This is a genomic window from Acinetobacter lwoffii (genome assembly GCF_029024105.1).
Taxonomy (GTDB): domain Bacteria; phylum Pseudomonadota; class Gammaproteobacteria; order Pseudomonadales; family Moraxellaceae; genus Acinetobacter; species Acinetobacter lwoffii.
In genome coordinates, this window is sequence record NZ_CP118963.1 from 1,659,256 (window position 1) to 1,679,594 (window position 20,339).

At 43.4% G+C, this 20,339-nt stretch carries 14 protein-coding genes; 1 reads left to right on the top strand and 13 read right to left on the bottom strand.

What is annotated here, in order from left to right:
- Positions 1-8 precede the first annotated feature (8 nt).
- The gene (locus PYW33_RS07965) at positions 9-1,952 is read right to left on the bottom strand and encodes a hypothetical protein (RefSeq protein ID WP_004646870.1); all 1,944 of its coding nucleotides are present in this window, start codon (positions 1,950-1,952) and stop codon (positions 9-11) included.
- Between the two features lie 144 nt (positions 1,953-2,096).
- On the opposite strand from PYW33_RS07965, the gene PYW33_RS07970 reads away from it, so the two are divergent.
- On the top strand, positions 2,097-3,287 hold the full coding sequence (locus tag PYW33_RS07970) for a PIN domain-containing protein (protein WP_004646869.1): 1,191 nt from the start codon (positions 2,097-2,099) through the stop codon (positions 3,285-3,287).
- Between the two features lie 101 nt (positions 3,288-3,388).
- On the opposite strand, the gene PYW33_RS07975 is transcribed toward PYW33_RS07970, so the two are convergent.
- The 12 genes from PYW33_RS07975 to PYW33_RS08030 all read right to left on the bottom strand — a co-directional run bounded on the left by PYW33_RS07975 (position 3,389) and on the right by PYW33_RS08030 (position 20,297).
- Positions 3,389-5,911 carry a hypothetical protein gene (locus tag PYW33_RS07975; RefSeq protein WP_004646868.1) on the bottom strand — a complete coding sequence of 841 codons (2,523 nt, stop codon included), beginning with the start codon at positions 5,909-5,911 and terminating at the stop codon, positions 3,389-3,391.
- A gap of 2 nt (positions 5,912-5,913) precedes the next feature.
- A complete protein-coding gene (locus PYW33_RS07980) occupies positions 5,914-7,239 on the bottom strand; it encodes a hypothetical protein (RefSeq protein ID WP_004646867.1) in 1,326 nt (441 codons plus the stop codon).
- Positions 7,232-9,820 (bottom strand): hypothetical protein, encoded by a 2,589-nt coding sequence (locus tag PYW33_RS07985; protein WP_004646866.1) that lies wholly within the window; start codon positions 9,818-9,820, stop codon positions 7,232-7,234. The genes PYW33_RS07980 and PYW33_RS07985 overlap by 8 nt, the downstream gene beginning before the upstream one ends.
- A 3-nt stretch (positions 9,821-9,823) precedes the next feature.
- Positions 9,824-10,465, bottom strand: a complete 642-nt coding sequence (locus PYW33_RS07990) for a hypothetical protein (RefSeq protein WP_004646864.1) — start codon at positions 10,463-10,465, stop codon at positions 9,824-9,826.
- Positions 10,437-11,609 (bottom strand): hypothetical protein, encoded by a 1,173-nt coding sequence (locus tag PYW33_RS07995; protein ID WP_004646863.1) that lies wholly within the window; start codon positions 11,607-11,609, stop codon positions 10,437-10,439. Before PYW33_RS07995 ends, PYW33_RS07990 begins: the two co-directional genes overlap by 29 nt.
- An 11-nt stretch (positions 11,610-11,620) precedes the next feature.
- Positions 11,621-15,280: a hypothetical protein gene (locus tag PYW33_RS08000; RefSeq protein ID WP_004646862.1), complete on the bottom strand. Its 3,660-nt coding sequence runs from the start codon at positions 15,278-15,280 to the stop codon at positions 11,621-11,623.
- Positions 15,281-15,290: 10 nt separating this feature from the next.
- Positions 15,291-17,270 (bottom strand): hypothetical protein, encoded by a 1,980-nt coding sequence (locus PYW33_RS08005; protein WP_004646861.1) that lies wholly within the window; start codon positions 17,268-17,270, stop codon positions 15,291-15,293.
- Positions 17,270-17,581 carry a hypothetical protein gene (locus PYW33_RS08010; protein WP_004646860.1) on the bottom strand — a complete coding sequence of 104 codons (312 nt, stop codon included), beginning with the start codon at positions 17,579-17,581 and terminating at the stop codon, positions 17,270-17,272. The genes PYW33_RS08005 and PYW33_RS08010 overlap by 1 nt, the downstream gene beginning before the upstream one ends.
- Positions 17,582-17,698: 117 nt before the next feature.
- Positions 17,699-18,106: a hypothetical protein gene (locus tag PYW33_RS08015; RefSeq protein WP_004646859.1), complete on the bottom strand. Its 408-nt coding sequence runs from the start codon at positions 18,104-18,106 to the stop codon at positions 17,699-17,701.
- Positions 18,107-18,189: 83 nt separating this feature from the next.
- Positions 18,190-18,861, bottom strand: a complete 672-nt coding sequence (locus PYW33_RS08020) for a phage adaptor protein (protein WP_004646858.1) — start codon at positions 18,859-18,861, stop codon at positions 18,190-18,192.
- 2 nt (positions 18,862-18,863) lie between these two features.
- The gene (locus PYW33_RS08025) at positions 18,864-19,733 is read right to left on the bottom strand and encodes a RyR domain-containing protein (protein ID WP_004646857.1); all 870 of its coding nucleotides are present in this window, start codon (positions 19,731-19,733) and stop codon (positions 18,864-18,866) included.
- 87 nt (positions 19,734-19,820) lie between these two features.
- Positions 19,821-20,297 (bottom strand): hypothetical protein, encoded by a 477-nt coding sequence (locus tag PYW33_RS08030; protein ID WP_004646855.1) that lies wholly within the window; start codon positions 20,295-20,297, stop codon positions 19,821-19,823.
- Positions 20,298-20,339: the final 42 nt, after the last annotated feature.

The window sequence follows — 20,339 nt, forward strand, 5'->3', positions numbered from 1 at the left end:
CTTTTTATTTAAGGGATCTGGACATATTCCCCATTAACTACATAGGCTCGGTTACCGTTGGCATCCTCAACCACCTGGTAGTTTTCAAATTGCTGTGTCGACTGACCCTGTCCCTGTTGCGGATTGCCAAGATCGACATACTGACGAGACTGAGTATCAAAAATCTGTTGTGGACGATTGATCATGCTTCTTGTATTTTCATCCCATTCCTGACCACCACCAACTGCCATATAACGATCACGGCCATTCTGATCTTTCGCACCAGTTAAGCGGTTAATACGCTGCTGGATAGACTGACGCTGTTCATCAGTCTGAGCTTTATCATACATTTCATGCAGTTTCTCAACTCGCTCCGCCTGACGAATACCAAAACCTTCCTTCTTCTCAGTCAGATTTTGTTCACGCGCTTTTAAACCAAAGTTGGCATTGAACTGCTCACCATCTTGAGCAAGACTGGCACCATGACGCATGTTCTGACCATCTTCGCGCATACCAGTTTGCAATATGCTGGCAGCATTGTTGGTGCTATTGTTTTGAACACTGGTCATATTATTGGCATCAGTGTTATACATCTGCACCGCCCGGTTCTGATCACCCTGGTTCAGCTCAAGTAACTGTCCACGTTGATTCGCAGTCATCCCACGTGCACCCTTGATAGGCGCACTGATATCACGGACCAACTGACGACGTTCATTTACTTGTTCATCTGTCATTTGCGGTCGATCTGGATAGCGCAATCCAAAACCCTGTGGATTCATCTGCTGCCCAATCGCAGCCTGAATCTGCTGTTCACTTGGTCCCATCTCCCGGGTATTGGCCATAAACTTCGCCACACCTTCAGGATCTCGAGCCTGACGACGAATACCACTCGCTTGAGTTTCAGGAACACCTGAAGCACGGGCCTGAGCTGCTGCTCCTGGATTGGCATAGCTGAAACTGTTCCCGTTCTGCTGAATTGCATAAGGATTTGTTGTGCCAGATTGTGCTTGATTACCTGCAGTTGAACCATACATTGCCTCATTCATTTGATCGTTAAATGACGGTGCTGGTGTTGTAGCTACTTGCTGTTGTGGTGTTGCTTTTGCACGTATTGCATCCCGCTCTGCACGTCGTTTGGCAATATCTGCCATATTTGCATCGGCATCTGCACGGGCTTGATTGATTTGTTTGTCGGCAAATCGGCTGCCAAGCAAGCCAAATGATGCTCTATTCCCAACATCAGATAATACACCAGCGGTACGAATCCCTAAATCAGGCAGTACGCCACGCTCAACCTTAGGATCCAACCCCATACGTGTCGCATAATCTTCTGTTGATGTATTAAAACCATCAACCGCCCCCCCTGCCATCGATGCAATACCATGGAATACACCTAGACCTTTTGCGGTATTTTTAGCACTACTTTTTAGCATTTCAGAAGTTTTGGGCACTTGAAATTGAGGATGCTGTACAGATGGAGCACTTGGTTGTGGAGTGCGTGTCGCTGGCAATTGACGTTGCTCCGGTGTGACATCCCGCATTTGAGGGCCGCCTAAACGTGTCTGTTGTGCTTTACGCACTTCATCTGCAGAAGGATAACGGTTTTGCACCAATCCACCATCCCGGAAAAATAGCTTTGGTTTTTCACCTGGTTGATCCATGATGGTTTGTGGTAAGCCACTTGGGGTATGGGTCTGATCTTTCATTTGATCCAGTGCTTGTGCACCGACTGCATGCACCTGCTCTGGTGTCATCTGGAATTCGCCATTGCTGACATTTATATCCAGCGGTTTACCTTGGCCAAGCTGCTCTAAATTCTGTTCACCAATTTGAGCGGTTGAATCTGCCGGCATGATGTAGGTTCCATTCGGCACAGTCTTTTGTACGTCATCAGACGTACCTGTACCCGGCCCCTGAATTTTACCGCCTTCCTGATTGGGCTTTTTCTGCCCTTTTTTTAAACCGAAGCCCATAAAAAAGCCCTAAATCTTATTTGATTGGTAAAAGATACCCATCAGATAGGACTTAAGGCGAACCCTAGAGGACTATAGGTTTAACTTGCATTCATTCAAATATTTTTTTAGCATAGCAATGTATTCAATTTTAAAAATAAATCTATGATTCATATAGCTATCGATACAAGTGCAATTGAAAATAATAAATCTGTTAATGATGCAAATTACAAAGCACTTCAACGACTCGTTAATGCCAATAAAATAACCATACACATTCCCTATATCGTTAAAAAAGAAATTGAGTCTCAAGAGAAAGAATTTTACCTAACAAGATATAAGGCATTACAGAAAAGTTTAAAAGAATTCAATAGTGTTCAAAAACCAACCGAACTCTATGAAAAATTTAATGGTATGAAAAAAGAAGTTAAGCAAATAGATAGTGAGATTTTATCAGATGTTGAAAGGTTTTCTAATGCTTGGGTAAATGGCCTAAATAGCAATATATGGGAATTAAACAAGGCTCAGGCAATTTCTGCTTGGGATGCATATTTCAATGGAACAGCACCCCTAACATCGAAAAAGAATAGAGAGGATATACCAGATAGTTTTATCTGTAGTGCTATTAAAGAAATCAAAGAAACAGTTACCAATTTAACTGTCTTAGCAAAAGATTCAAAGGTATATAATACGTTTAAAGACATGTCTAATATTGAAATACATAAGACAATTGTTGATTTTATTAATTCAAAAAAAGTACAAGAAATACTTGAAGAACTAGACACTATTAGGGGTAAAGTTATTCTCCAAGGTAGGCTCACAAATTTAGTGGACTTTATTAAAGAATACGAAGCAACTACAGGTTTAATAGAATCTTTTCTTGAGTCTCAAATTGGTGAAAAAATTTTATATGCCAATATTTATGATATTCCTCTGTCGAATGATATGGATGGTGAAGCCAGCATAAATTCTTATCATAATGGCGAAAATATCAGAATTGATTTAGATAATCCTATACATTATGGCGATAATCAAATTGGATATAATTTTGAACTTGAAGTGGGAGTATTGGTCGATTATTTTGTTAATAAATCTGATTATTATTCCGAATTTTATTCGGGTCAAAACCTTGCTTCAAATATTTCCGTTGAAGATTGGAATGATCATGTTCTTCGTGCTGAAAGTGATATCAATATTAAAGTGACAGGAATCGTGTCGATTACAATAGATACAAGTAGTGTAGATTTTTCTGAGATTGCTAAATGTGATCCAGATGATTTAGATGATCACTTACATGACCTATATTCTGAATCTATAATTAACATCGAATCTATTGGTGAAATAGAAGTAATATAAATAATTATAAAGTTGAAACACAAAACTATCTTTGTGCAAAGATAGTTTTGAGAGTGATTAAAAGTATGTCTTTAATTAGCTGCTTCTAATGAACACTACGCTTAATAGCTGTAGTTGTGGCTTTCGCTCTTAGATTCAGACTCACTGGCACTGTAGCCAATTGAAGTTGAACCACTACCACTAATACTAGCTGAAACGTGCATAGCAGACATAGCACCTGCGGCAAGCTGTGTATTGAACTGCGCAATACCTTTCATGCTTTCCGCTGCAAGTTCGGCTTTCTTGATAGCATTACTGAGATCGACTTCATATTTTTTGATCTGCATTTCAGCATAAGCCAGGTTAGTCCGGATATTCATATCGGTATAACGAGCCTGGGTTTCTGCATTGGCAATACCGGTACGCATTTTCATATCAGCAAACTTGGCTTGAGTATCTGCATACGCCAGGTTGGTGCGTAAATTCAAGTCGGCATACTTGGCCTGGGTATCTGCATTGGCCAGTGCGACACGTGTACGAGATTCAATGTAGCGGTTATAAATATCACTGTTGGCAATCGTGGTCCGTAGCGATAAGTCTGCATAGCGTGAATGTGCTTCTGATACCGCAATCGCAGTACGTGAGCGCATATCGGCAAATCGTGCCAGGGTATCTGAATTAGCAATCCCGACCCGGATTTTCATTTCAGCATACTTAGACAAGGCATCGGCCAGGGCAATCCGTGTGCGTGAATTGGATTCAACCAGATTACCTTGCGCATTCATCTTCTCAATGGACAATTGAATCTGCGACTTCATTGCTTCCAGATTGGCCGTGTATGCTTCGGTTTCAAACTGCAGCACTTTCGACTGTGCATCCATAGATGCGCGATAGGCTTCGGTATTGGCCTGAAACTCTGCAATTCGTACACGTGCCGCTTCCAGTTTCATATCGCCTTCTTTCATCTTGATATTGGCTTTAGACGAAAGACCTTCAATAGTGGTGGCATAGGTACGTGCCAAAGATTCATAGGCTTGTACTTTGGTGCCTTCGGCCTTGATTTGAGAATCAAACATTTCCACCTTGATTCGCTCTGCCCCAACCTGCTCACTGTATGCTTGCACTTCGGTTTTGTAGGCATCAAAGTGGCTTTTCACTAGGTCAGCACGTGCAGTTGCACCTTGGATGAGTGCTTTATACACATCAACATTAGACATGACCGCATCAATCTTGGACTTGAAGATTTCAACTGTCTGTTGGTTGATCTGACCAATCACCACCTGTGCTTCCACCTGGGAACGGAATGCGGTGATTTTAGCAATGGTGCCTTCAATCTTGGTCTTGTATACATCGATCATCGATTTAAACGCATCGGTACGCGCATTAAAAATCGAGATTTGTGCATTAAATAAACTCAGTTTACTTTCGACCTGGAACTTGGCTGCATCCATGATGTTACCGACATAAGCAATCCATAGGTCTTGCTTTAACCGTTCCAGGGCAATACCTTGCTCGGTGAGGTAACGGATATGCTCAAGCTGCTTTTCAAAGGACTGAATCATAATGTCACGATTCAGATCAGCACTTTTTAAACGTGCATCATCCCGGATGGCATCGATCTGCTTCTGTGTCGATCCTTGTGGCAAGCTATAACCGCGACTGGCCCACTGATCAATCACCTCTTGTACAGCACGTTCTGTTTCACGGCTATTACGTTCACGTGCACGATTAAACAGTGCTGTTTCAATATCTACAGGTAAACCGGTTCCAGATGCTTTACTTTGTATCCAGTCGCGGATTTCAGCAACCAATGGTTGAATCGCGCTGTCCTTGTTATGAGCGTGATAGTCCGTTGCAGCAATGTCCTGTGCTTGTTGCATGATGCTATCAATATCACTTGGCAGCTCTACACTAAACTCCGGTGGCAAGTCATCAAATACCGGTAAGGCTTCTGGCTCATAGGTCGGCAAGGTAATGGCTTGCAGGGCTTCTATTTCAGGCAATACAATTTCAGGCGCATCGGGGATTTCCACACTGCCAATATCAATATCTGGTCGCACCGGTAAATCAAAGTTACCCAGGCTTGGCAATGTCGGAAAGGTTAAGATCGGGTTTTCAGGTGCTTCGGGTAAATTCAGATCAGATAAATCCAGACCACCCAAAAGTTCTGATACATCAATATTGACTGTATTACGGCCAATATCCAGACCAGTTAAGCTGAGTTGTGGCAAGGTACCAATTTCAATGTTGGTGTCGATTTCAGGTAAAGAAAAATTAGTGAGTTCTGACGGAATCTCAATATCATTCTGCATGATGGGTGCATCAGGCAGATTGATTTCCAGATTAGGAATTGCCGGTGCAGTCATGGCTGTAGGTCTTTCAATATCCAGGTCCAGGATATGCGGTACTGGTGCAGTGACATTCAGTTCAGGCGCGTCCGGTGTTTCAATATTCTGGAACTGTGCATTTTCAGGTCGCGGCAATTCTGGAACATTACTAACCGGTTCAACCTGAACACCAGAAAGCGTTGTCATCGCATTACTCATTTCACCGAGTAACTGATTACTGCGTCCTTCAAAGTATTTCATCTTGTCTTGGACTTCGGAAATCGCCTGGTCAACGACATTGAGTGTGGGGATAATCATGTTTAAATTCTCCGTTTTGTTTTAGTGATGTTCACAACCATGTCGTTAATGTAGGCTGTAGATCCCTCAATATTGACTGCAAATTCAAAATGTCTGCCACGTAAACCCCGACCAAACACCACACGACCATTGGTCAAATACTCGCTTGGTTCTTTCTTCAAGGCATAGTTAAATGTTTGTTGGTAGCCTGTTTGAGTGGTTCCCACATCGACCGACAATTGACCGTCTAGGCTATATTCTAAAATCATGCTTTCAGGATGAATTAAACCACCATCCCCTAGATCCAGTTTTGCGGTTTTGATCTTTGCCGTAATGCTTTGTGCACCATGCTTGAGTTCTTCAATACCATTCGATGTAACGCCATATAACTTGTCACCAATAACAATCAATTGCTCGTATGGGTAATCATAATATCGGCTCATGTTCCAACCATCAGCCGTGGTAGTCCATGCCCCAATAATTTCTTGGTCATCTTGGTACTCATCATCCAGGAATAACAACTCGGTCACACTGGAGGATGCTTGTTTAACCCCTTCAATGGATTCTGAAAAACTTAAACTGGATTCTGCCAGGCTTCGTACTTTCCGCTGTCCTGATACCTGATCTGAAAACACCAGGCTTTCAACCACCAGTTCAACCGTATCGGATAATTTTTGAAACTCATCACCAAACCGGATCGTATCTTCAATCGTGTCACTGAAAATTCGTACAGCTAGATCATGCAGTTTAAAACTTTCTGATACCTGGCTATGCACAAGGTTATATTGCTCAAGCTCTTGGCCAAGCCCTAAAGTTTCAACAATTAGGGTTTTTAACTTGTCACGTGTGCTATCTGATAGGACCAGGCTTTCTTCAATCAGATCACTGGAACGTGATAGGGCATGTAGGCTATCGCTTAATTTCAGGCGATCACTGATACTTTGGAATGCAGTTTTATAGGTGAAATGTGCATCGGCCACTTTAAATGGCTCGATGTGTACCATCTTATAACCAACCTGTTCAACTTCGCCCAGGCCAAGATCCTCAGTGATTAGTTCGGATTGTTTTACAAAACTGTGGTCAGCCAGGATAAAGGCTTCTTCAATCAGCTGAAATTTTCGTACAGAGTGGATCACCTGATCAGCGAAACCAAGTTCACTGTCTAACCGTCCTTTACGGCGTGATAAATCCTCATCCCCAAGCCGGATGATTTCCTCTACATTATGTCGAACCTTGCTAAGTATGGTTTCGGTGAAGGAAAATTTCTCAACATCACCCGATGTTATTTTTCCAAAGGCATCGGAACTTAATACAATTGTTTCTTGAGTATCATCACGATAATTACTCATGGATCACCCCAATAAAATGATAAGCCGCTTGATGATCAACTAGGCTTGTATGTCCGAAAATTTTACGAACACCTGGGGCCTTTTGTTCGTCCTGTTCACTAATATTGGCATAGATTGTTTGCCCCATAAAAACCTTACATCCATCCCGATACATGGTGAACCCATACTCATCAGGTGATGGTAAAAAATATTTGTCGTCAGGACGTGTTAATCGAACTGTTACAAGTTCAGTGGTATCCCAATACAATCGTCCACCATCTTCTTTAGGTGGGATGCTATAACCTGTCGCATAGGTATTCACCTTTGGTGCACCGCCACCACCACTATGAAGCCACTCATTGCTTTTTGGATGGACAAGCCATGTGTAGTCGGCAGGTAGACCCTGAATCCAGGGACCATCATCTGCAAAGTCGTTTGTTTCAGAAGGGCCGTAAATCTCAATTTCCACCCAAACAGGATCACCCTCTTTTGGTGAAGGGGAACCTTTCATAACTTCTAAACCACCCCGCCATGCGAATATTGGATCATGTGTCCAGTAACGATAAATGTATGGGTCTTGTACGCTGTATAGTTGCAAGCTTTCTGAATAGCTTTTAGAACGGTATCCTTCACGTACTGCATACAATGACGAATTACGCTGATACATAGGTATCACAACAGCAACATCCTTATATGTACCACTTGTCACTGTTGTTTTTGTGAGATGAGTGTAATAACGATTGCGCCACAAGGTCCCTGGTCGCCAAAAAAAGTTATCAAAGCTGAAAAATGGTTGAGAATCGTACCCTGCATCCCGACCTTCAATTGTGGTCTGCGTTACCGTGGGTGCGAGTTCTGCACGTTCGTCCATATCGGTAATATAAAAATGCCCCGCTAATGTACTCATACCCTCAGTGCTATTGCGATACCAACGCCCTACAATCATCGGATTTTCATAATTGCTATCCACATTCTTGTAAAACTGCGCACCATCGTAAAAATATTTCACAACCTTGATGTTGTCGCCCTCATAATAAGCAAACATGATCGTGTCACAACGAACTGACCAGTCAGGTTGCAGTGGGGTGAAATCAAAAGACTGACAAAAATCAAGTATGTAATTTGGAAATTTGATCTGTGGTTGAGCTTTGTACGGTGCAGGGTGAAACAAATACCCTCCATACACCTGATTCACGTTACCTGAATGTGTAGCGATTGCAGGGGCCTCGTACATATCCCAATAGTTGATTTCGGTTTCTGCCCGAGTGGAAGATTGGTCTGCACGATTTAAAATTTCACTGTGCGCAACGTGTCGCAATTTAAACAATAAGGCTTGTCCACGTACAGAAGTATTATCGATACTGCCGATAAAGCTGCTTAAATAGCGAGTCAGGGTTTCGCGGTCCTGTTTGGGTAAGTCACGCCCTAACACCACCTCATCCAATCCGTAATATTTTTCTGACGAGGATAGTGCAAGATTCAGCTTATAGGTTGAACTGTAAATAAGACCTGTAGTTTCATCGTAGTGATATGCTGTGTTATATGCGTTGTTCCCACGTGTGTTAAAAGACCACCCACACGCATCGTAAAACGAACTTTTCTGATGAAAGTCAGCGACATCACAGACAGGGATAATCACACCTGCGCGAACCCAAGCATTGAAATCTTCACGGTTCTCAGGGAAACATTCCCCCGATGGCATGGCACCAAAGGTTTCCAACACCTCAAGGATTTCTTCGTCACCCAACTTGTCTGCCACATATTCGTGAAACATTGGGTTAGCTGTGAGTGGGATTATGGGTAATGGCATTGCCCAAACTTTATCACTCACTTCAATCAACCAAGGTTTATTTTGGTTGTCAAAAGCAACAGCATGGGTTTTCTTCCATTTGTAATCGAAACGAAACGCACCATCACTATGCGGTAAACCGCTATACGCAGGTAGTCGAACAGATTTGTATTTTGACCATAAGGTTTTACTTAAAAACTCAGGTAAATCGAAACGCACACGTTCCACTGGTGTGTCAGGCAAGTTTTCAAAATCCTGACGACCATACCCACCTACAAACTGCATCAACTTCGCCATTGAACCGCTATACCAACCGGGATTCTGACCTGCATATTGTGTTTTCAATGCAGAAGAATTGGAAAGCATGTTGGAAAATTCAATAAAGCTGTGATGCGCTTCAATTGTGAAACGCTCCAACACTTGTGTTTTTGCTACTTCAAAACCTAAAGTTTTGCTTAATCGAGAACGGCATTGTTCAGTCAGTTTCAGCGCAACCTTTTGCCCACCTCGTAACATAGACCGAGTAATCACGCCACTGAAAAACATAGGGATAAACATTTTAACAAGACCGTCACGAACCAATTCTACTTCGTGCTTAACCTGCTTGTCCGCAATAACCCGAAAAATACCCCCCATGTCTTGAATGATGAAGTATCCACCATCGGGTAGGTCATAAACTTGTTTGAGGTTTTGTAATTCGGCTGCGTCTTTAAATGTCAAAAAGCGGTGAGTCACTGACGCAATACGATCTAAGTCTTTGTCTGTGAGTTCACCGCTAATTACATGCAGCCCATAGGGTTTAGGGCCAGTCATGTTTTACACCGTTGCACTTAGGCGATAACCAATTTCATAAACGTCACCATTCTGGAAGGTACGCGCTACCGCATACTTGCTTGCAGAAACGAGCGTACCTGTGGTACCGCCTTTGGTTGAGTTGGTGAGTAGTGCGGCACCAGTCACGGTTAAGGTCCCTGATGTTGCAATCGTCAGTTGTGCCGCTGCTGCCATGTTATCAATTGAATTACCATTGGTGTCTACAGGCACCCATTCAGGACGTGTTGCATTGGTATAGCCTTCGGTACCGCTAACAATTTCACTGGCTACTGCTGCAAAGTTTGCTGCTGTCCATGTCGGTGCAGGTGCAGTGCTACCACTAAATAAAGCTAGGTAGTATTTCGCGGTTTTTGCCTTAGTACCTAATGCCACATTCAGGATATGTGCAATCCCTTCATTGACTACCAGGTTTTCATTGCGCTGCCATTCACCACCATTGATACGATCAAAGTATTCACCCTTAAAGCTGATGCCACCGAGCTTGCCAAAAGTGATACTGTTTTCAGTTTCGGTGTATTCACCACGTTCTAATGCACCTAACAGTGCATCTTTGTTAATTTTTTCCATTGTCATGACCGGATAGTTAAACCAGTCTTTACTGTAGAACAGTGACAATTCGATCATCAAACCTTACAGACTGTCCACTTTTCGCGGTAATACCCTTTAAGGTATTAGCTTGCGGTTCAAGCAGGGTTCCCGATGGTGTACCAATACAATAGCCATTTTCAGCCAACCAGATCACCGCTTCCCGACCTGCAGCCGCTTCACCAAGCAGATCACTATGCACACGCAAGGTCGATCCGGGTACAGGTGCCTTTGCACCAGTCTGCAACAGGTTTAAGTCGCGTACATCGGCACCACTTAAAAACACGACGCTATTGCTTTGCCCTACCCAAATACCGGATTCAACCGGCTCCACAAAGGTCACACGTTGCGGTAAAGCAATAAAATCATAACGCTCATCACATAGGTGGAAGTTTAAAGCCTGGGAAAAGTACAGCATGTTTTTAGCCGCAGTCACCAAGCGACCACGCCATAACTTTAAAAATTTACCTGTACGCATAGGTGAAAGGTGCTGAAACTGAGCAGCACGTGTCAGGTCCTTATCGCTGCTAATGGTAAATGTAGCCGTATTAATGGCTACAGTCGCCACCTTTAAAAGCTCTGATCCATTACGCTCAGTCATGTAAATCACGGCCTGGTCAGCATTACCGCTGTAGTTATACGGTAAGATCAGTTCAATACCGCCTGCAACATTTAGACTTACACTTGAAGATAAGCCTGATTCGCGGCCATCTTTAGACCAGGCAATTGCAACAGTGTATGTTCCATCCAGTAGTGATCCAACTGATAAACGCGCCATCGGTTCAGGTGGAGTTTCAATCGTCAGTTTAATCACACTTGCGCCGTCATATTTATATAGTCCAAGCGCATCGGAGATAATAATAAAGTTATTCACCACCAGGTAATTCACACTTCCTTTTAATTGAACATCAAGACTTTCGTGTGACCAGTCCACCGGATTGATTTTGACCAATTCACCATTTAAGGTGCCAAAGGTATCGCCGTGTAATGGACTGTTCCATAAATTTTTGTATGGTATTTCTGTAGCGACGATACCAGTTTCTCGCAGCTGTACCCGACCGCTTGAACTAATATTGACGTTTACAGCATCACGCAGCTTAACAAACGGTTCACGACCAAAACTTGATAGTTTTTCATCGGGTGATATGTTGTCCATACCGCGCAACGGCATTAAATTTTTCATTCTGTACCACCTCAAAAATTAAAATCATTGAACGGTTTTAGTTCTCGATTCATCTCTATATTTATCGCCATAATCTGACGACCTACAAAATCATATCCAAAACGACTTGAATCAATACCTGGCGCATGGATGTAGCGCGCCACAATACGTTGCTCTGTATTTTCTAGGTCGCCTTTGCGGTATTGGTCGCTGTTGCCATCAGGTCTAATGTAATGCACTGCCAAACGTATATCTGGTACACCATAAAACGCATGATCGTTCGCTTGAGCAAAAACTTCTTTTGTCTGGAATATGTGTTTAGGCTTGTCCACCAACTCAACTTTCATTCGTCGTCCAAAATTAGCTGAGTCAAGCTGCGAAACAAAAGCATCAAAACCTTTAACATCCAACTGACGAATGAAATTAGAGATAAACAATGTGCCGAATATCGCCATGTTTGATCCGCGAGGTATCGTTGGCATCGGAAAACCCACATGCAATGATTGAGGTTTGTATAATGTTCCATCATGCGAACGCCCCATTACCAAGCTATCCAAGCCCTTCATTTTGAGTTCACGATGTAAAAGTTCTATATGCGTCTGACCAAACGACGTTGCATATAACGAATGTGGTCTTGGATAGTATGGTCCTGTATATAGAATTTTGAGCGTAAGCTGACCAAACGCCATCGAATCGTTGCTTTCAAACTGCACAACTTCTCGTAACATGGACGGGATTTCGTGCCACCCCATACGCGATGCCCGAATCCCGTTAGGTCGAATGTAATTGATCGAGGACTCAACTTGAGGTTTACCCATCGAATACGCGGTAAAACCTGCAACATGCAACGGTTCTAAAATGACGTTCGCAACTTTGGCAAAACCGAAAACAGCTTCACTATCCACTAGATCCCAACCGCTTTGGTGATTGAAATTGGCCTGACCCGGTGCATCAAATGTTGCCCAAATTGTATGTGGTGATATTTGAGGTTTACCAAAACTGAATAAGCTTTTTATCGACTCAGGATAAACACGCACCCGCTTTAAATAGATTGTCGGCCCTGTTATTGGTGTTAAACCAATACCAGGGCTTACATTGATATTATTACAATGGATAGTTGTTTGACCAAATATCGTCATCGATTGCATACTGCTGACATACAGTACGTTTTGCCACACATACGGTTTACCCACCTGATTGTCAGGTGCAGATATGCCGTGACCATCTCGCCACTCACCATCTATTTCGACGTTGTTTAGATAGATATATTGAGGTGTGAATGGCGGGGATTCTGTTTTCTCAACGTGTACTTGATGACCCACTGCCCAAGGCGCAAAAGCGTGAACCTCTATTTTTTGTTTTCGATCTCTAATCCGTGTCTGACCGAACAGCGTCGCGCCATCACCAATCGTATTTAGTTCTCGCCACTGTAAACGTATAACAGGCTCACCTAATTCGGCACTGTCATGCCCATGAATTGAAATCTCGGGTGTGACATTATGAACTACTGGATAACCGTAATACTCGCGTGGCGACCATCGTGGGGTAATAATGTTTTTATACACAGCAAAGTTAATCGCACCAATCGCACCATACTCTTGCCCAATCACATCAATGTAACGTGTGTACAGTTCTACAGTCGGCAATGGGATAGTCAACGGTTCGATGCTATATCGACTTTCAATATCGATAGATCGAATCCGATCAGCAATCATCGGTTCGCCCATTTCAAGCGAATCGAATGCACCGATATATGGAAAGTAGCGTCGCGTGTTGATAAGCCCAGGTTGACCAAACACTAAGTTGCTTTCCACTCCTGCAAGCGTTAGTTTACTGGCAGCATTATGGATCGCTGACCACTGGCTTAAAGCGTCAGGTTCAATCCCTGTTGTTTCAATCCATCGCAAATAGTGAGAAATCATATTCTGCGCTGAAATGTCAGAGGTATCGATCCCTTTTAAATGGATCACACGCGCGCCTAGATCTAATACAGGTCGCCCTATTTTTTGGAAGAATGTGCCGTGTGTGGTCACAGTCCTTTTCCCATGCACCACATGAATCCATTTTGACCAGGTTGGTGGATTTAATTCACTTTCAGCGAAGTAATACATTTCAATGTATTGGGTTAGATTGTAAACCTGGTCAACAGGGGTTAAACCTAAACTTTCAAAACCTTCGAGCTTGATATATTGGGTTGATAAATAAACGTCAGGTAGGCCGTATTCCTCCGCAAAACCTTGCGGATATAGTTGCTGTGATTCAGGGATGATACGTTCACCAAATAGCGTTGCATCAAAACCCTCCACATCAATGATGATTTTAGGACTTACCGTTGGTTGAGGTAATTGAGGTGCTGTAATCGCCTTAGCCAACAATTCACGACGATAAAAAGAAACCCAGGGTGAACCGACAATAGAACTATATAGCCCTTCCCCCATTTGAATATCACGCACTTCATGGCTTACAAACTGTAAACCGAACTGCTGAGATGCTATCCCGAAAGGTTTTGCAATCAAGACTCGATGTGAAACCTTAGCCACACCATAACGGTCAGTGCGCATCGCCCCTGCGACAATGAAATGGCTCGAAAGATATAGTTCATTGACACCGAATAAACTGCAATCTTCACCCGATAAGTCAATATTCTGCGCTTTATTTGCACCTAACTCCACCAAAGCTAAACCGACTTGTAAGCCACCGATCCCTGTAGGGAGCAGAATATCTTCGGCATTTTCTATTGATGGTGTGCCATATAAGGACAGATCAAAGCCCTGTACAGGTACTTCGTAGTCATAGAAAAAATAAAATGGAGTGTTTAAAGGGTTCGCTTTACGAATATCTTGGTTGAACTCAATGTTCAAAGGTATATTGTGTGACGGTTTTTCCCGAACAGGATAAAGTGCAGGGTAGCCAAACTTCGCACGTGACGCGATCCTACCTGCATAACGTATAGTGTCTGCAGTGTTTTTGATCGCAAAATTTACACCCATGCCATGAGTATCACCAAGCGTTACTTGCGATACAACATGATCTCCACCAAAAACGAAATGTCGATAACCGTCACTAAAATCTAGCGGTGTAGAAGGTGTGAACTCAAAATCAAACGTCCCAACACCTACGCTATTAATACGTGGATAACCGATACGTTCTTGATCAATTGATTTTGGTGCTAGTGTCCAAGCAATATTAATATCTTTAACAGCACTGAATGTTGGAGGGGTGATTCGACCTGCTTGTGTAATGAGTAATGTGGGTATTGCCGCTGTGCCGAAGTGAAAATAAGGTTGGCTTGTGTTTTGTGTCGCACTATCAAAATTGAAATCATGCGGTTCTGCTAGATGTGAAACTTGAGCAATACCAACACGCTCATTCATCACTCCGGTTGGTCGTGCCGATTGCGCACCCATTTTAACAACAGTTACACCAAGAAGGCTTTGATTACCCAAACTGATTAGGGTTTGGACAATTGCACCATCAAACAACATGCGTTGCGGATACGGCTCTAACTCTTGCTCAAAATCGAAATGGCACTGGAAAGCAAGTGAGCCGCCACGATGTATAACGGCCACACCGACACGGCCTAAATCCCCCACGCTTTGCGCAACCGCCCCCTTAGCGGCCAAGGCTAATGCAGGTCGGCCAAACTCAGAGGAAAAGATCCGACCAACCTGCGTAATCGGTAAATCAGCCATGCATCACCTCTTACAGCACGTCTAAGAAGTCGTACATATCCTCAACTTCCCGATCTGTCATCAAATACGGGTGTGCTGAGAATTGACCAAAAACCCCATTGTAGAAATTTTGGGCAACGCCTGTTTGCAAGTTTGTACTTGAACCGATAGAAAGGTTCGCATAGTAATTCATTTGCTGACTAGATACGTATGCGTATACTTGATTGGCGCTAGGGGAAATAGGGCTATAATTGCCTTTTTTTACCTCCACTAATACGCCATCTACATACAGCTTTGCTTCACCAACAACAAAATCGATCGTTACCGCATAGTGGTGCTGTACACCTACCTCGGGAGGGGTATCAAACGTAATGGTTGATCCGTAACGTATCTGCCATAGGCCCGCAACACTTCTATCTAAACCCCATGAATGGTAAGCGAATGCTGAAGCATAAGTGGCGTTGTGCACAAAGAATTCATGCCTAAACAACACTTCAGTTGCGCTTGGAGTTCCAGTTGTAGGGGCTGCTACCCAGGCAAAACTAACTGCATTTCTAGCAGGTACATTTTGCAAGTTTCTCCGGATATTGAGCAAGCTCCCGCCTTCAAAACTTAAAAGGCTACGCCCAACAACAATAGACGTATCCGCAAGCTTTACGTTATTCGATGTGCTGTTTTTCGTAAAACTGCCAAAATAACCAATATCTTGCGGGACCGTTATACTATTGTCCTCAGCGGGTGCTACGCTCATCGGGATGTATAAAAAAGGACGCATCATTTTTACAAGATATGGATAGCCGCTTTCAGTCGGTACAATCGGATTTCGCTCAGTGTTGAACAATGCGTTAAACTGCGCCTGTACTTCAGCTTCACTCAAATATTTATAATACAAGGCTGCAAGACTTGTCTTTATCTTACCTGTTGTATGTTTACTGAGTTGTCGATTAGTATAACTACCCTCTATGTCCGCATTCTTTGACCCCGCTAAAATAAGGGTGTTTGCAACTTGGGTACCCGTATAAACATATCGTTGATGGTTTAAAAACTTCTCTGCGACTTTCACCCCATTAACAAAGAGTTTTGTCGCTACTGTGCTAGAACCGACAGCAATGGTCGCTATGAGGTGAACAGTTGTTCCTACCAATTCTGCAGGAAGTAGATATTCGAGCATATTTGTTGCCGAACCAATACCACCTAAATTTTCAGAAAATGGGTTAGACAGCATACCACTACTACCAGCACTACCATTGTAACCAACTTGTATCGTCCGTCGGTTGGAGATATAGCCAATATACCCTTGTACCCCTGGATCGCTAGCGCTTGTCGATGATGGCGTGAGATTCGCTTCCATAGGTACATCAGCACCCACGTATTTATAGAGCGGTGCAAAATAGAGTGCAGGATTACCTGTCACATTGTCTAAGTCGATCACCCACTCCAAACTAAGTTGGTTAGAAGGCGATCCGTAATAATTACCCTCACTATGCGAAACAAGAGGGTACATGAGAAGCATTGAATTATTATTTAACAGCTTACCCAACTGAGGTAATACAGGTGAACTACCAAGATATGTACCATCCAACTGAGCGGAACCTATCGTTTGCCATCGAGTAGCCCCATAACCCGAACCTGAATCCACATTATTTGGGTTACCACTAGATGTTGCCAAAATAGGGACAAATGCCGCTCGCATATCATTTTTTTGTGCGTTATAAAACCAGTCATTGACTTGACGAACGGACATTGCAGTATTGATCGGCTGCACCCGATCATAAATGATTGGGTCCTTAAAATTTGTTTCAGGTTCGCGATCATCATCTACTGAAAACAACATATAGTCATCAGTATTAGGGTCTAAACCTGAAAACACGTAATCCCCATCCACGCCCGAAACAAGAGTTGCAAGCTGTCGGAAATTGGTACGATCCAAGAGCGTTACTCGTTTTCGTGCAGGGAAGCCATCTTCTGACACGATCCCACGAATCGCACCTGTACCTGGTTTATGTGGCATTAATCTTCTCCCAACAAATTACCGTAAACATCCTCATTCTGCCAATAACCTTTATTGCTGTGCCAAGCAGAATAGTCGTTAAAAAACACCTGCTCACTTTTCTCAGCAATCTGTTGACGCACGTATTCTGTGATCCATGTCATCGGGTTAGCACTACTATTTTCACTTTGTTCAGCAGCAAACCACTGAAACTTGGGTGACTTAATAAGGCTCATCCAATCAATCTTTTTGATATCAGCAGCATACATATCGGCAGCAAAACCTTGAACACCCACGCCTTGAGTTGGTGGTTTTTCTTGCTGTTCTTTCATCTTTTTTATCCTTTGCCTACTTTGATTAAGCATCAGAGGTATGATTGCTAAAGCACCCGACAATTTACCATCCGAATTTTAGACAGTGGTTAAGATCGCCACTGTCGGCTTTAACTATTAAACTTTAAAGATTTTATTTGTACCATTATCCCAAGTCACAATAATGTCACCACCGTTTGGGGTGATCGGCAGACCTGTGGCAGTATCGATATAAGCAAGGAGAGGTGAAGTTGCTTCGGAACCAGTATCTTTATAAATTACAATCGCTTCAATTGAGTTACCCGAAACGGCTGTAAACGTACAGTCATTAGCATCTGCTGCACCGTTCGCTGTAGATTTTCCTGTTAAAGTAACTGGACCTGCGATACGTGCCGAAGTAGGAATGTCTGAAAGATATTGGTGAATGCTTGGCTGTACCGTGTAAGCACCACTATCAACAAGCACAACTTTGATTGTGTCGTTAAGCCAATTGATCTGTGCTTCTAAAAAACGCTGACGTGCAAAGTCATAGAGTGTGTTTGCCATGATTATTTCCAAATAATAAAAACATGGCTTTATGATGTGAAAGTAGGGTCAGATTCGACCAACCCTACACGGGTCTTAGGAACTTATGGCCAGAATGGTGTGACATGATGTTCAAAATCTTCACGTACTTCACGACGTAAATTGCTGTCAGGTCGATCCCCGAAGTAATCAATAAACTTGGCTTCAGCAATTGCTGCTCGGTTAGGATCCATGAACTCGGTATCAGGAACGCTAAATGCTTTATGCAGTGCCCATTGCACCAGGTGGGCATGATGTGCCTGATTGATTTCTGGCTGATCTGTATCTTCTACCATATCAACAAGCGGTAAACGATAGCCTTCAATGATCAAGGTACCGTTCTGCTCAGGACGTGGTACCAGACGTAAACCTGTGTCAGATTGAATGGCATGTACTGGATCACCGATTCTGGTACGCCAGTTGCTGTGATAGCGATGACTGAGTACTTCTTCAGAAGCCAGCTTCACTTCACGTTCACATTGGCCATGTCCAGGATCAAAGCGTAAATGTGTCAATTCATAGATACGCGGATCAAGCGAGTACTGTGCCTGCCCTGCTGTAATTTCAATATGGCAGATCGTGACATCTTCTGATTCATGCAAAAGACGACCACGGATACAGGCCTCATGAACTGCGTCATTTAGCCATGCATCCACATCTTCATCACTGGTGAAGTATGGCTGTACCGAATCCCCGGCTTCAACACGAAATCGACGACGCAGTTCTTTTAAGTCCATATTTAGATCGCTCCAAACTGACGTACTTTCTCAATCGCTTTGTCTTTCAGCTCATCGAGCTTGAATGAGTTCGGATTTACCTTTTCACCGTAGTTCGCTTCGATGTAATCCGTCACAGCCTTTTTGGTACCGAACTGCTTGATCGATTCAACCTCATTGAAAATTCGATCCTGTTCCTGCTTCAGCTTGTCCTGTTCAGCCTTTTGCTGTGCCAGAATTGCATCGGTATCATCCAGATCTTGTGCTACAGGTGCATCACCTGCTTCTACTTCTTTGAATTCAGGATGACTCAGGAATTGCTTGGCAAAGTTGCTTGGTACCGTGCGTGGCTGGCCACAGTTAAATACCAGTTTGGTGCCGTACAAGTTATCTGTGAACTGGTCTTTCGGGCCGTCATAGACAATGGTCACGCCTGCTGTTTTAAATTGCGCTGCTGCCGCTGCACCAATTGGCTGAGTCTTTTGAGCTGCAACCTGTAACTGTAATTTGACCAGTTCACCATTCAATGCAGATACATCATCTGGATCTGGTAAGTCTTTAAGCAAAGTCACCACTGCTTTAAACAGATAGTCTTTGGTTTTCTGCTCTGCAGGTAACTGGTCATATGGCAGGATGCAAGGATGGGTCTTATTTTCAAGGTCTTTAACTTCACCATAAACCCAACCATCGGCTTCTTTCTGCGCCAGCCATGATTCATGTGACTGCTCAGGTGTGGTATCCGGGTTTTCCAAATGCAGTTTTACACCATACTCAATACTTTTTTTCAGCTCATCTGAGGTTTCTTCCCAGGGTAAATGAGACTGATCACCCAGTGATGCGGAATATGCCAGATTCATTCCATGTGCAATTGCTGCCAATAAAGCGATTTTCATAATGATTCCTCATGTGAAATATAAAAAAGGGATGGTGACTCGCTGAAAATCATCCATCCCATAAACTTCATGTTTTTATACTTTTACTTAACGCGGGCCAGTCAATTCACCAGACACCACAACCTTGATGTCCGATGCTTTGGCATTGGCCGCACCACCCGTGGTGAGTGTTAAAATCGCAGGCTTTGGCAAAGTCACCAACTTGGTACCGGTTGCACGTAAACGTGCTGCGGTCGCCAGTGCACCACCACTAATAAAGTACGATGCATCCTGCGGTACTTCGCTTGAGTCCACACCATCAGCATATTTAAAGCCCAGTGAACCAGTCACAGCTTCGGTCATCGCTGTATTGATCAGCACCTGTGCATCATCCAGTCGGAAGCCTACTGGCAATAAACCCAACTCGATTACATCACCTGAAGCCACTGCCACATCGGAATTGGAATCCAGTACTGCACCTGCCGCATTGGTAGCCAATGAGAAAACAAAGGCTGTCACGTTGCCGTATGGCACTGCACCACCGAAGCGATTCGCAAATCCGCTTTTACGTTTAATTGTCGCCATGAGTTAAATACTCCTAAAATTTGACGGAGGGCCGATCACTCA

Bases quoted from the DNA above. Each gene is read 5' to 3' on its own strand.
- PYW33_RS07995 (WP_004646863.1), bottom strand. From the start codon at position 11,609: ATGAAAAATTTAATGCCGTTGCGCGGTATGGACAACATATCACCCGAT.
- PYW33_RS08020 (WP_004646858.1), bottom strand. From the start codon at position 18,861: ATGGACTTAAAAGAACTGCGTCGTCGATTTCGTGTTGAAGCCGGGGAT.
- PYW33_RS07985 (WP_004646866.1), bottom strand. From the start codon at position 9,820: ATGACTGGCCCTAAACCCTATGGGCTGCATGTAATTAGCGGTGAACTC.
- PYW33_RS07975 (WP_004646868.1), bottom strand. From the start codon at position 5,911: ATGATTATCCCCACACTCAATGTCGTTGACCAGGCGATTTCCGAAGTC.
- PYW33_RS07970 (WP_004646869.1), top strand. From the start codon at position 2,097: ATGATTCATATAGCTATCGATACAAGTGCAATTGAAAATAATAAATCT.
- PYW33_RS08015 (WP_004646859.1), bottom strand. From the start codon at position 18,106: ATGGCAAACACACTCTATGACTTTGCACGTCAGCGTTTTTTAGAAGCA.
- PYW33_RS07965 (WP_004646870.1), bottom strand. From the start codon at position 1,952: ATGGGCTTCGGTTTAAAAAAAGGGCAGAAAAAGCCCAATCAGGAAGGC.
- PYW33_RS07990 (WP_004646864.1), bottom strand. From the start codon at position 10,465: ATGATCGAATTGTCACTGTTCTACAGTAAAGACTGGTTTAACTATCCG.
- PYW33_RS08005 (WP_004646861.1), bottom strand. From the start codon at position 17,270: ATGCCACATAAACCAGGTACAGGTGCGATTCGTGGGATCGTGTCAGAA.
- PYW33_RS08010 (WP_004646860.1), bottom strand. From the start codon at position 17,581: ATGAAAGAACAGCAAGAAAAACCACCAACTCAAGGCGTGGGTGTTCAA.
- PYW33_RS08000 (WP_004646862.1), bottom strand. From the start codon at position 15,280: ATGGCTGATTTACCGATTACGCAGGTTGGTCGGATCTTTTCCTCTGAG.
- PYW33_RS08030 (WP_004646855.1), bottom strand. From the start codon at position 20,297: ATGGCGACAATTAAACGTAAAAGCGGATTTGCGAATCGCTTCGGTGGT.
- PYW33_RS07980 (WP_004646867.1), bottom strand. From the start codon at position 7,239: ATGAGTAATTATCGTGATGATACTCAAGAAACAATTGTATTAAGTTCC.
- PYW33_RS08025 (WP_004646857.1), bottom strand. From the start codon at position 19,733: ATGAAAATCGCTTTATTGGCAGCAATTGCACATGGAATGAATCTGGCA.